A 12,174-nucleotide genomic window follows, 5' to 3' on the forward strand; every position below is an offset into this window, starting at 1 on the left:
CCGGGGTGCGCCCGGGTCATTTCGTGCTCGGCGCCTCGCAGACGGCCACGCCGGGTTCCCACAGGCTGCCCAGGATCAGGTGGCCGGCGCTCTCGCAGACGCTGGTGACCATGCGGAAACCGGAGCGGCGGCGGGTGAGGTGGTGGACGATCCCGCCCTGGTCGTCGACCGCGAGGACGCCGGTCGTGCCGGGGGGACGGAAGGGCGCGCGCACGGCGATGCGGGCGGCGGTGCGGCGGATGTCGGGGGTGCCGCGGTGCAGCAGATCGAGGGGCGGGACGCGGGGGCCGGCCAGCGAGACCCAGATCGGGGCGTCCGGTGCGCCGCGCCAGAGGTTGTCGGGCATGCCCGGGAGGTTCTCGACGAAGGGTTCGCCGCGGCCGGCCTTCGGACCGGTGAGCCAGTAGCGGGTCAGCCGGCAGGCGCCCGTCTCGGCGACGACCAGGAAGGTCTCGTCGGCGCTCGGGGCGAGTCCGTTGGCGAACTGCAGCCCCTCCAGCAGGACTTCGGGCTCGTCACTGCCCGGGGCCAGGCGCAGCAGCCGGCCGGTGCCGGTGTGCTCGACGAGATCGCCGATCCACTCCTCCAAGGGGTAGCGGCGGCTGGAGACGGTGAAGTACACGGTTCCGTCGGACAGGGCGACCACGTTGCTGCAGAACCGCAGCCGCTCCCCCGCCACCGAGTCGGCGATCACCCGTACCGTGCCGTCGGTGAGGTCCACCCCCAGCAGTCCGCGTTCCGCGTCGCACACCAACAGGGCGTCGTCGGGGAGGAGGTGGAGGCCCAGTGGCCTGCCGCCGGTCCTGGTGAGCACCTCGACGCGGGCCGCGCCGGGGTCTGTCAGGCCCTCCAGGCGCAGGATCCGGCCGTCCTCGACGCCGGTCAGCACCCGGCCGCGGGCGTCGACCACCACGTCCTCGGGGCCGCGGCCGCCGATCGCGACGTAGTGGCGGGGAACCAGAGCCGTGGGACGGTTCATGCACGCCTGCCCTTCGCTGCCGGAGGACGATCCTCCTCGCAGGCGTGTACCCGCGCCGGCCCGGCGCCTACCAGCCCTTCTCGAACATGCGTGCGTACCTCGTCGCGCCGGTAGTGGGTGCGGCGCCGGATCCGCCTGGTGCGCAGCAGACCGAGGTCCGCGAGCAGGCCGAGGTGGGTCTCGGCGACGGCGCGGCGCACTCCGAGTTTCTCGGCGACGGCGTCGGCGGTCACCCCGTCCGCCACCGGATCGCCGTGCCGCTGCGGCGGGAAGTGCGCGGCCGGGTCCTTCAGCCATTCCAGGATGTCCAGGCGCCGCTCGCCGGTGGGAGTCCTCAGCATCGCGTTCCCCTCCGTCCGGGCTCCTCGTACCGCGTCTTCCCACTGTGGCGCAGCCGATGCCGCCGCGTACGGGACTCCGCAACGTTGTCCGGTAGCGAATTCCCTTGCGAAGCCCGGTCTTTCGGTACGCGGGCGCACCCTGCGGGTGAAAAGCCCCCTCCGCCCGCGGCTCGCGCGCTCGCACGGGCGGAGGGGAGTCGGTTCAGCCGTCGAGCCGTACGACGCGGACGGCTCCCGCCGGGACCGCCAGTCCTCCCGCGGCGCGCTCACCGGTCAGCAGTTCGGTGCCGTTCGCGTCCAGCGGCACCTTGACGTCCGTGGCGGTGTGGTTGATCGCGAACAGGTAGGTGCCGGACTCGCCGGTGCGGCGCACCACCTCGACGTCGCGGGGCAGGTCGGCGCGGGTGCTCATGTCCGCGTCCTCGACGGCCCAGCCCAGCAGCGCGTCCAGGCCCTCGGTGGTCAGCCGGGTGGAGACGTACCAGGCGGTGCCCTCGCCGAGGCGGTGCCGGGTGACGGCCGGGTGGCCGGCGGCCGGACCGTCGGCGTACGTCCACACGGTCTCGGCACCGCGCGGCACCACGAACTCGGTCCACACGTCCGCGGCGAGCTCCGAGCCGTCGGGGCCGGTGACGCGCACGAGCTGGTCCTTGAGCAGCGGCGAGAACTCCTCCACGGTCAGGCCGAGCACGTCCCGCAGCGCGCCGGGGTAGGGGCCCTCGTGCACGGCGTCGTGCTCGTCGACGATGCCGGAGAAGTACGACACGACGAGGGTGCCGCCGTTCTCGACGTACTCCGTGATGTTGTGGCCCGCCGCCTTGGTCGTGAGGTACAGCGCGGGCACGACGACAAGGGGATACCTCGACAAGTCGGCTTCCGGGTGGGCGAAGTCGACGGTGAGGTGGCGGTCGTAGAGGGCCTCGTAGAAGGCGTCGGCGCGCTCGCGCGGGTCGTGGGCCTCGCTCGGACGCCACTGGAGGTTCTGCGCCCACCAGGACTGCCAGTCCCACAGGACGGCCACGTCGGCGGCGGTGCGCGTGCCTCGGACGGTGCTCAGCGAGTCGAGCGAGGCACCCAGTTCGACCACTTCGCGCCACACGCGGGTGTCCGTGCCGCCGTGCGGGACCATCGCCGAGTGGAACTTCTCGGCGCCGCGCCGGGACTGGCGCCACTGGAAGAACATGGCACCCTCGGAGCCGCGTGCCACGTGGGCGAGGGAGTTGCGGGCCATCTGGCCGGGGGCCTTGGCGGGGTTGCGGGGCTGCCAGTTGACGCCCGAGGTGGAGTGTTCGAGCAGCAGCCAGGGGGCGCCGGCCGCGACCGAGCGGGTGAGGTCGGCGGCCATCGCGAGGTTGACGTGGGTGCGGCGGCCGTCGGTGATCAGGTAGTGGTCGTTGGTGACGAGGTCGACCTCGCGGCCCCAGGCCCAGTAGTCGACGGAGTCGCACTGGCTGAGCGCGGTCATGAAGTTGGTGGTGACCGGGATGCCGGGCGAGAGGCGGTGCAGGATGTCCCGCTCCGTCACGAAGTTCTCGCGCATGGTGGCGTCGGCGAACCGCTTGTAGTCCAGCGCCTGGCCCGGGTTGCCGACGGTGGGCGCCGTGCGCGGCGGGTTGATCTGGCCGAGGTCGGCGTAGCGCTGCCCCCAGAAGGCGGTGCCCCAGGCTTCGTTGACGGCCTCCACGGTGCCATAGGTGGTGGCCAGCCAGCGGCGGAAGTGGGCGGCGCAGGAGTCGCAGTAGCAGGCGGAGACCGGGACGCCGTACTCGTTGTGCACGTGCCACATGGCCAGGGCGGGATGCCCGGCGTAGCGCTCGGCGAGCCGGGTGGTGATGCCGGCGGCGGCCGAGCGGTAGTCGGCGTTGCTGTGGCAGATGGCGCCGCGTGAGCCGAACTCGTGGCGGATGCCGTCGGCCGTGACGGGCAGCGCGTCGGGGTGGTCGCGGTAGAACCAGGCCGGGGGCACGACCGTGGGGGTGCCGAGGTCGACGCGGATGCCGTTGTCGTGCAGCAGGTCGAGGAGCCGGTCGAGCCAGCCGAAGTCGTACGTGCCGGGTGCGGGCTCCAGGAGCGCCCAGGAGAAGATCCCGACGCTGACCATGGTGACGCCGGCCTCCCGCATCAGCCGTACGTCCTCCTCCCAGACGCTCTCGGGCCACTGCTCCGGGTTGTAGTCCCCGCCGAAGGCGAGCCTGGTGAGGCCCCTGGGGGTGGTCTCCGGCATGGGTCTCTCCCGTTTCTGATGGTTGGGAACGTGCACACACGGCGTCAGCAGCGCGCGGCCCAAGATAACCGTACGAGGGTGAGCCTTGCCAAGTATTCGAATGCCGTGCGCGCTGTGCACGATCACACACCGTCGCCGGACCTAGGGAACCTACCGTGGTCAGGGCGGCCGCCATCCGCCCGCGAGGGCCTTAAAGTCATGACCATGAACAACGCGGGGGGCCGACGCAGAGCGCCGACGATCCACGACGTGGCGCGGGAGGCAGGGGTCTCACGCGGCACGGTCTCACGTGTGCTCAACGGCGGGCACTACGTCAGCCCCGCCGCCCAGGAGGCCGTGAACGCCGCCATCCGCAAGACGGGCTACGTCGTCAACCGGCACGCCCGTTCGCTGATCACCGGACGTTCCGACTCCGTCGGCTTCCTGCTGACCGAGCCGCAGGAGCGGTTCTTCGAGGACCCCAACTTCAACGTCCTGCTGCGCGGCTGCACCCAGGCCCTGGCCGCCCACGACATCCCGCTGCTGCTGATGCTGGCCGGGACCGAGGACGAGCGGCGGCGCATCACGCGGTACATCACCGCCGGGCACGTGGACGGGGTGCTGCTCGTTTCCAGCCACTCCGGGGACCCGATCGCCGAGGAGCTGCGCGAGGCGGGTGTGCCGCTGGTCGCGTGCGGCAAGCCGATCGGGCTCCGGTCCCGGGTGAGCTACGTGGCCGCGGACGACCGCGACGGCGCCCGGGACATGGTGCGCCACCTGCTGTCCCTGGGCCGCCGCCGCATCGGCGTGGTCACCGGCCCGCTGGACACACCTGGCGGTGTCGAGCGCCTCGCCGGGTACAAGGAGGTGCTCACCGAGGCGGGCGTCGCGATCGACGAGCGGCTCGTCGTCTCCGGCGACTACAGCCGGGCCAGCGGCGAGGCGGGCGCCGAGCGGCTGCTCGCCCGGACCCCGGACCTGGACGCCGTGTTCGTCGCCTCCGACCTGATGGCGCAGGGCGTACTGACGGCACTGGAGCGGGCGGGGCGACGGGTGCCGGACGACGTGTCGGTGGGCGGCTTCGACGACTCCCCCGCCGCGCTGGCCTCCCGGCCCGAACTGACGACGATCCGGCAGCCCTGGGACCGCATCAGCGCCGAGATGGTCCGGGTGCTGCTGGCGCAGATCGGCGGCGAGGACGCGGCGGCCGTGATTCTGCCCACGGAGCTGGTGAAGCGGGAGTCCACCTGAGGGGCACGTTCAGCTGCGCCGGATAGGCGGCGACAGCGGTGCTCGCGCGGTGCGGGGCAACCGGTCAGGATCGAAGAAGCGGCTCCCGCTCCCCCGGCCTAGCGTGAGATCACCGGCGAGATCCGTCGGTCCGCGCACCACCGAGGAGCACACGCCATGACCGCCGGACTCAACACCATCGTCTACCCCGTCAAGGACATCGCGCGGGCGAAGGCCCTGTTCAGCGCCCTGCTGGAGGTCGAGCCCTACGCCGACGAGCCTTACTACGTCGGCTTCAAGGACGCCGGCCAGGATGTCGGCCTGGACCCGAACGGACACGCCAAGGGCATGACCGGTCCCGTTCCCTACTGGCACGTCTCCGACATCAGGGGCCGGCTCGCCGCCCTCCTCGACGCGGGCGCCGAGCTGCTCCAGGACGTCCAGGAGGTCGGCGGCGGCAGGATGATCGCCTCGGTCAAGGATGCCGACGGAAACCTCGTCGGGCTCGTCCAGGACGCCTGAGCCGCTTCCCCCGTCCGCATGTCGATGCACACGCATTAACATTCGGTGTATGGCAGTGAACGCGGCCGGCACCCGGCTCGAAGAACAGTGGCGGGACATCCTGTCGGTGCACGCGCGCACGATGTGCGAGATCGACCGCGTGCTGCACCCTCACGGGCTGGGCGCGAGCGACTTCGAGGTGCTCGACGTCCTCGCCTCCGAGGCGCCCGAGGAGGGCGACCTGTGCCGGGTGCAGAACCTCGTCGGACGGGTGCATCTCAGCCAGAGCGCGCTGTCCCGCCTCATCGGCCGCCTGGAGAAGGACGGTCTGGTGGAGCGCTCGGTCTGCATGGAGGACCGGCGGGGCGTGTGGGTCGCCCTCACCCGCAAGGGCCGCGACCTGCACGCCGAGGTGCTCCCGCTGCAGCGCGAGGTACTGGCCCGGACGCTGGGCTGATCCCGCTCCGCACCCCGCGTCAGCGCAGCAGATCCCGTACGGCCGCGAAGGCCGCCTCCACCGTCGCCGGATCCGCCCCGGGACGGGCCAGCGCGCTCATCGGGATCGGCGTGACCGCCGGAAGCCCCTCGTACGGGGTCAGCCCGTCGGGGGCGGGGCCCACGGCGGCGAGCAGGGCCACGCCCTGGCCGGTGCGGGCGATGTCGAGCACACCCGCGAGGTAGCCGGCGTCGCCGACGACCGTGGCGGGGACGCCCCGCGCGGCGAGGGTGGCGATGGCCCGGCGGCGGATGGCGCAGGGGTCCTCGATGGCGACCAGGGGGACGGCGGCCGGTGCGGGCGGCGGCTCCCAGCCGGGGACGGCGTGCCAGGTGAGCGGGAGACCGCCGACGGGCGTGCCCTCGGTGGCGGCGGCCTCCGTGACGTACACCGCCACGTCGACGCTGCCGCGTTCCACGGCCTCCACGAGGCGGGCGGAACGGTCGATGCGGAACCGGACCCGGCAGCCGGGCCGCACCTCCTGGACGGCGGCGGTGAGCCGGGGCAGGAACTGGTCGGCGGCGTGCTCGGTGGCGCCGACGGTGACCGTGTCGCCGTCGGACTCGAGCAGGGTCCGTACGGCCTCGTCGTGGACGGCGAGGACACGGCGGGCCTGTTCCAGCAGCCGGCGGCCCTCGGGGGTGAACCGTGTGCCGCGTCCCTCGCGTTCGACGACGGGCCCGCCCAGGATCTTCTCCAGTTTGCGGACGTGCTGGCTGACCGCCGACTGGCTCAGGGACAGGGTCCGGGCGGCACGGTGGAAGCCGCCGCAGTCGGCGATCGCGGTCAGACTGCGCAGGGCCACGATGTCGAGGACGGGTTGGGACATGCCGTGACAGTAGCGCCCCCGGAGGACCGATCGCGATGTCTGATCGGTTTCGATGCGGAATCGTCGTTGGACGCGGTCCGCCGCCTCCGGTCATGATGGGCGCATGTTGCACGCGACCGCTTCTGCTGCCCTTCTGACGCAGCGCCGAGTCATCGACTTCGGCGTGGCGTGCAGCGCGCGCTGTCGCTGACCTCCCGCCGCTCACCGGCGTCCCTCCGCAAGCCGACTTGATCACGTCTCTTCCTCGCTGACACGTGACAGTCGCTGTCGGCTGCCCTTTTCCGCGCGCATCCCCTGCCCGGAACACCCATGCCCCTGCCCGAAACCGGGAGCTGCCCCATGCCCTCATCCTTCTCCTCGGACTCCTCCTCCGGGAAGTCCTTCTCCTGGGACGAACCCGAAGGCCTCGCCGCGCGCGGCACGTTGATCGTGCTGGCCGGACGGGGTGAACACGGCGGTGTGTACGAGCGGTTCGGCCGCCGGCTCGCCTTCGACGCCTATCGGGTCCGGGCCCTCGGCGACCCGTCCGCCGATCCGTCCGTGCTGGACCAGGCGGCGAAACTGCTTGCCGACGAGTCGCTGCCCGGCCCGAAGGTGCTGGTCGGCTCGGACACGGGCGCCCGCTACGCCGCCCAGCTGGCCGCCCAGCAGACCCCGGGCCTCGACGCGCTGATCCTGGGGGGCCTGCCCACCACGCCCTGGGACTCGGGAAGTTGGGAGTCCGAGATCGAGGCCCGCACCGCCTGCCCCACCCACCGGTCCCGCCTCACGAACGACACCGCCTTCCGGCGCGGGGCCCTCGACGAACACCCTGACCTGCCCGAACTACGTCTCGACCTGGTGCGCGTTCCCGTACTGGCGCTGCACGGCCGGGAGGACACCGTGAGCCCGCTCGCCGAGGCGGCCGGCGTGTACGCGGGGCATCCGGGCGTGCGGACGGTGACGTTCAACGGCGGCCGGCACGACGTCCTCAACGACGCGCTGCACCGCACGGCCGCCGCCACCGTCGTGCTCTTCCTGGAACGGCTGCGTCTCTCCCCCGAGCTGCCCGCGATCGCGGAGGGCCCGGCATGACCGTGACGACCACCGTCTCCGAACTCCGCGACCTGCTCGCCTCCGACGCTCCCCCGGTCGTCCTCGACGTCCGCTGGGCGCTGGGCGATCCGCACGGCCGCGACCACTACGCCGAGGGCCACATCCCGGGCGCGGTCTACGTCGACCTCGACACGGAACTGGCCGCGCCACCGAGCCCGGAGGGCGGCCGGCATCCACTGCCCCGGATCGCGGATCTGCAGGACGCGGCACGCCGGTGGGGTATCACGCAGGACCGACGGGTCGTCGTCCACGACGACCTGGGCAACACCGCCGCCGCCCGTGCCTGGTGGCTCCTGCGCTACGCGGGTCTGGCCCAGGTCACGCTCCTGGACGGGGCGCTCGGCGCCTGGCGGGCGGCCGGGCTGCCGCTGGAGTCCGGGATCCCGGCCGACCCGCCGCCCGGCGACGTCGTGCTGAAGCCGGGCGCCCTGCCGGTGACCGACGCCGACGGTGCCGCCGAACTGGCCGTGTCCGGGCTGCTGTTGGACGCGCGGGCCGCCGAGCGGTATCGCGGCGAGGTGGAGCCGGTGGACCCGCGGGCGGGACACATCCCGGGCGCGGTCTCCGCTCCCACCGGGGAGAACCTCGCGGCGGACGGCACCTTCCTGCCGCCCGAGGAGCTGCGCGAACGGTTCGAGGAGAAGGGCGCCGCCGGGGCGTCGCGCATCGGGGTGTACTGCGGCTCCGGCGTCACCGCCGCCCACCAGATCGCCGCGCTGGAGCTCGCCGGATTCGAGGCGGTGCTGTTCCCGGGCTCCTGGTCCGCCTGGTCCGCCGATCCGGCCCGCCCGACCGCGAAGGGAAACCACCCATGACGACGAAACCCCTGGACCCGGCCGTCCTGCCGCACCAGGCAGAACCCACGGACCGAGCCCCGCTGCCGAACCGCGTCACCATCCGCGGCACCGCCAAGACCGGTCGACGCCTCACCGTCCCCCGTTCCGTACGCCGCTCCGCGGGCCCGATCGGCCTCGTCCTCCTGTGGTTCCTCACCTCGGCCACCGGCGTCCTCCCCGAGACCGTGCTGGCCTCCCCCGTGGACGTGGTCCGCCAGGCCGTGGAGCTCACCAAGAGCGGCGAACTGCCCGACGCCATCGCCGCGTCGGGCCGCCGGGCGGCCGTCGGCTTCCTGATCGGCGCGACCGTCGCCCTGAGCCTGTCCCTGGTGGCCGGGCTGTTCCGGCTCGGCGAGGACGTCATCGACTCCTCGATGGGCATGTTCCGGGCGATCCCCTGGGTGGGCCTGATCCCCTTGTTCATCGTCTGGTTCGGCATCGAGGAGACCCCGAAGATCGCGCTGGTCGCGCTCGGCGTGACCTACCCGCTGTACTTCAACATCTACGGCGGCATCCGTTCCACCGACTCCCAACTCGTCGAGGCGGCACGGATGATGGGACTCGGCCGGCTCGGGTTGATCAAGTACGTGATCCTGCCGAGCGCGCTGCCCGGGGCTCTCGTGGGACTCCGGTACGCGCTGTCGACCGCGTGGCTGGCCCTGGTCTTCGCCGAGCAGATCAACGCGGACGCGGGGCTCGGCTACCTGATGAGCAACGCCCAGCAGTACTTCCGTACGGACGTCATCGTGCTGTGCCTCGTCGTGTACGCGCTGCTCGGGCTGGCCTGCGACTTCGCCGTACGGATCCTTTCGCGCCGCCTGCTGACCTGGCGCGCCAACTTCGAGGGCGAGGCGTGAACGTCATGGCCAACAGCGTGGAAACACGAGGGCTTTCGCGGGCCTTCGACGGCAACACCGTCCTGCACGACCTGGATCTCGACATCCGCGAGGGCGAGTTCGTGGCCCTGCTCGGCCACAGCGGCTGCGGCAAGTCGACGCTGCTGCGCATCCTCGCCGGGCTCGACGACGAGATCGGCGGCGAGGTGACCGTACCCGCCCGCCGCAGTGCCGCCTTCCAGTCGCCGCGGCTGCTGCCCTGGCTGAAGGTGTGGCGCAACGTCGTCCTCGGACTGCCTGGGCGGCCCGACCGGGAACTGGCCGGCAAGGCCCTCGCCGAGGTGGGCATCGCGGAGCGCGCGGCCGTCTGGCCCAAGACCCTCTCCGGCGGCCAGGCCCAGCGCGTCTCCCTGGCCCGCGCCCTGGTCCGCGAGCCCGAACTGCTGCTCCTGGACGAGCCGTTCGGCGCCCTCGACGCCCTCACCCGGGGCAAGGTGCAGCAGCTGGTCGCCGAGCTGTGGCAGCGCCACGGCTGCGCGATCCTCCTGGTCACCCATGACGTGGAGGAGGCGCTGCTGCTCGCCGACCGCGTCCTGGTGATGGACGAGGGCCGCATCGCCCACGAACTGACCGTCGACCTGCCCCGCCCCCGCGACCTCACCGCCCCCGAGTTCGTCACCCTGCGCGCCCGCCTCCTGGACTGGCTCGGCGTGACCCGCACCCTGGAAGGAACCCCCTCGTGACACACCGATTCGCAGCAGCCACGCTGAGCTTCTCCGCCCTGCTGGCGCTGACCGCCTGCGGCGCGGACTCCTCGGCGGACGCCTCGTCGAAACAGGTCACCCTCACCATCGGCGACCAGGCCAAGACCCTCCAGACCATCGTCGCGGCGTCGGACGCCCTGAAGGGCGCCACGTACAAGGTGAAGTGGGCCGAGTTCGAGGGTGCCGCGCCCCTCTACCAGGCCGTGCAGGCGGGCGCCGCCGACACCACGTACTCCGCGGATCTGCCCGCGCTCCAGGCACTGAGCGGCGGGGTGAAATTCAAGAACGTGGCCGCGCTGAAGAACGACGGCCGGCATGTCGGCATCGTGGTCGGCAAGAACTCCGGCATCGACAGCGTCAAGGATCTCAAGGGCCAGAAGGTCGTGGTGTCCTCGGCGAAGGGCAGCATCTCCGAGTACCTGCTGGCCAACGTGCTCAAGCAGAACGGCCTCAGCTACTCGGACGTGAAGGTGCAGTACCTGCTGCCGACCGACGCGCAGGCCGCCTTCGCCTCCGGGAAGATCAAGGCCTGGGCGACCTTCGGCGTCTACCAGGCCGTCGGTCTGCAGCAGGGCGGCAAGCTGCTCGTCGACGGTGCCGACGGACGGGTCAGCGGCTACGGCTTCATCGGCGCCTCCGACGAGGCTCTTGCCGACTCCCCCAAGAAGGCCGCGCTCGCCGACTTCCTCAAGCGCCTCGGTACGGCCCTTCAGTGGACGAGCACCCACCAGGACGCGTACGCCAAGGCCATCGAGACCCGCAACGGCGCCGACGCCTCCGTCGCCAAGACGCTCGCCTCCGCCGCGTACAGCAAGGTCCTGCCGGTCTCTTCGGACGTCAACAAGACGGTCCAGGGCGTGGCCGACCTCATGAACGGGATCGGTGTGCTGGAGCCCAACGTCGACGTGGCCGAGTCGGCCGACACGTCCCTTCTCAAGTAGTCGCATTCATCAGGGAGTTCTCATGCCTGTCGAGTTCATCAGTGCCGTCCACACGGACTCCGCGGCCTCGGGTCCGGCCGCCGCGAGTCGCACCGGCTTCGACCCCGACCACCTGCGCAGGTACGCCCGCACCCTCGACGACGGCGGTTTCGACCACACCCTCGTCGCCTACCACTCGGCGTCCCCGGACGCCTTCCAGGTCGCCCAGTTCGTCGCCACCCACACCGAGCGGATCCGCCCGATCCTGGCGCACCGGCCGGGCGTCGTCTTCCCCACGCACGCGGCCCGAGCCCTCGCCACCCTCGATCAGATCAGCGACGGCCGGCTGACCGTGCACATCATCTCCGGTGGCAGCGACGAGGAGCAGCGCCGGGAGGGCGACTACCTGGGCAAGGCGGAGCGGTACGAGCGTTCGGACGAGTACATCCAGATCCTGCGGAAGGTGTGGCAGGCCGACGGGCCCGTCTCGCACGAAGGCAAACACTTCACGTTCGAGGGCTACTACTCCGACGTGAAGCCGGTGAACGGGCTGGTGCCCATCTCGGTGGGCGGCTCGTCCCAGGACGCGTACCGGGTCGGCGGTCAGCAGGGCGACATCTTCGGGCTGTGGGGCGAGCCGCTGAAGGAGACGGCCGACCAGATCGCCGCCGTCAACGCGGTCGCGGACGCCGCCGGGCGCCCCCGCCCCCGTATCTGGGTGTCGTTCCGCCCGATCATCGCGCCCACCGACGACCTGGCCTGGGAGAGGGCGCACCGCACCCTGGGCGTGCTCAAGGACCAGGCCCGCAACACCGAGCTGCTGCGCCACTACCGCACCACCGGCCGTCCGGCCAACGTCGGTTCGCAGCGGCTGCTGGACATCGCCGAGCGCGGCGAGGTCCACGACCGCTGCCTGTGGACCGCTCCGGCGGTCGCCACCAACGCGGCCGGCGCCTCCACCGCGCTGGTGGGCACGCCCGAGACGGTGGCGAAGGCCCTGCTCGACTACGTCGACATCGGCTGCGACCTGCTGTCCATCCGGGGCTACGACCCGCTCAACGACGCGATCGACTACTCCCGTCACGTCCTGCCGCTGGTGCGTCAGGAACTCGCCCACCGCGCCACGACCCAAGCCGCCTGATGG

The 12,174-nt window shown here is 72.0% G+C and carries 12 protein-coding genes and 1 pseudogene; 9 read left to right on the top strand and 4 right to left on the bottom strand.

Features of this window, described 5'->3' with window-relative positions; all coding sequences use genetic code 11:
* Nucleotides 1-16: 16 nt before the first annotated feature.
* The 3 genes and pseudogenes from QFZ76_RS06470 to QFZ76_RS06480 form a co-directional block, all read right to left on the bottom strand.
* On the bottom strand, nucleotides 17-979 hold the full coding sequence (locus QFZ76_RS06470; protein WP_307672792.1) for an SMP-30/gluconolactonase/LRE family protein: 963 nt from the start codon (nucleotides 977-979) through the stop codon (nucleotides 17-19).
* Nucleotides 980-1,046: 67 nt separating this feature from the next.
* A pseudogene (locus QFZ76_RS06475) lies at nucleotides 1,047-1,320 on the bottom strand (ArsR family transcriptional regulator).
* Between the two features lie 202 nt (nucleotides 1,321-1,522).
* Nucleotides 1,523-3,544: a beta-galactosidase gene (locus QFZ76_RS06480; RefSeq protein WP_307672793.1), complete on the bottom strand. Its 2,022-nt coding sequence runs from the start codon at nucleotides 3,542-3,544 to the stop codon at nucleotides 1,523-1,525.
* A 198-nt stretch (nucleotides 3,545-3,742) separates the two neighbouring features.
* On the opposite strand from QFZ76_RS06480, the gene QFZ76_RS06485 reads away from it, so the two are divergent.
* The 3 genes from QFZ76_RS06485 to QFZ76_RS06495 all read left to right on the top strand — a co-directional run bounded on the left by QFZ76_RS06485 (nucleotide 3,743) and on the right by QFZ76_RS06495 (nucleotide 5,711).
* On the top strand, nucleotides 3,743-4,774 hold the full coding sequence (locus tag QFZ76_RS06485; RefSeq protein ID WP_307672794.1) for a LacI family DNA-binding transcriptional regulator: 1,032 nt from the start codon (nucleotides 3,743-3,745) through the stop codon (nucleotides 4,772-4,774).
* A 156-nt stretch (nucleotides 4,775-4,930) separates the two neighbouring features.
* Nucleotides 4,931-5,275 (top strand): VOC family protein, encoded by a 345-nt coding sequence (locus QFZ76_RS06490; RefSeq protein ID WP_307672795.1) that lies wholly within the window; start codon nucleotides 4,931-4,933, stop codon nucleotides 5,273-5,275.
* Between the two features lie 49 nt (nucleotides 5,276-5,324).
* The gene (locus QFZ76_RS06495) at nucleotides 5,325-5,711 is read left to right on the top strand and encodes a MarR family winged helix-turn-helix transcriptional regulator (RefSeq protein WP_266445070.1); all 387 of its coding nucleotides are present in this window, start codon (nucleotides 5,325-5,327) and stop codon (nucleotides 5,709-5,711) included.
* Nucleotides 5,712-5,730: 19 nt separating this feature from the next.
* Here QFZ76_RS06495 and QFZ76_RS06500 read toward each other — a convergent pair whose 3' ends face one another.
* A complete protein-coding gene (locus QFZ76_RS06500) occupies nucleotides 5,731-6,579 on the bottom strand; it encodes a LysR family transcriptional regulator (protein WP_307672796.1) in 849 nt (282 codons plus the stop codon).
* 339 nt (nucleotides 6,580-6,918) lie between these two features.
* On the opposite strand from QFZ76_RS06500, the gene QFZ76_RS06505 reads away from it, so the two are divergent.
* Genes QFZ76_RS06505 through QFZ76_RS06530 form a run of 6 tightly spaced genes read left to right on the top strand, consistent with a single transcriptional unit; the run spans nucleotide 6,919 to nucleotide 12,171 of the window.
* Complete coding sequence (locus tag QFZ76_RS06505) at nucleotides 6,919-7,653, top strand: alpha/beta hydrolase (protein WP_307672797.1); 735 nt, start codon at nucleotides 6,919-6,921, stop codon at nucleotides 7,651-7,653.
* On the top strand, nucleotides 7,650-8,489 hold the full coding sequence (locus tag QFZ76_RS06510; protein ID WP_307672798.1) for a sulfurtransferase: 840 nt from the start codon (nucleotides 7,650-7,652) through the stop codon (nucleotides 8,487-8,489). Before QFZ76_RS06505 ends, QFZ76_RS06510 begins: the two co-directional genes overlap by 4 nt.
* Nucleotides 8,486-9,367: an ABC transporter permease gene (locus QFZ76_RS06515; RefSeq protein WP_307672799.1), complete on the top strand. Its 882-nt coding sequence runs from the start codon at nucleotides 8,486-8,488 to the stop codon at nucleotides 9,365-9,367. The genes QFZ76_RS06510 and QFZ76_RS06515 overlap by 4 nt, the downstream gene beginning before the upstream one ends.
* 5 nt (nucleotides 9,368-9,372) lie before the next feature.
* Nucleotides 9,373-10,089 (top strand): ABC transporter ATP-binding protein, encoded by a 717-nt coding sequence (locus QFZ76_RS06520; protein ID WP_307672800.1) that lies wholly within the window; start codon nucleotides 9,373-9,375, stop codon nucleotides 10,087-10,089.
* A complete protein-coding gene (locus tag QFZ76_RS06525) occupies nucleotides 10,086-11,051 on the top strand; it encodes an ABC transporter substrate-binding protein (protein ID WP_307672801.1) in 966 nt (321 codons plus the stop codon). Before QFZ76_RS06520 ends, QFZ76_RS06525 begins: the two co-directional genes overlap by 4 nt.
* Nucleotides 11,052-11,073: 22 nt before the next feature.
* Nucleotides 11,074-12,171 carry an LLM class flavin-dependent oxidoreductase gene (locus QFZ76_RS06530; protein ID WP_307672802.1) on the top strand — a complete coding sequence of 366 codons (1,098 nt, stop codon included), beginning with the start codon at nucleotides 11,074-11,076 and terminating at the stop codon, nucleotides 12,169-12,171.
* Nucleotides 12,172-12,174 lie beyond the last annotated feature (3 nt).

Origin of the sequence: Streptomyces sp. V4I2 (genome assembly GCF_030817655.1) — a bacterium.
In the GTDB taxonomy this organism is placed as follows: Bacteria; Actinomycetota; Actinomycetes; order Streptomycetales; family Streptomycetaceae; genus Streptomyces; species Streptomyces plumbiresistens.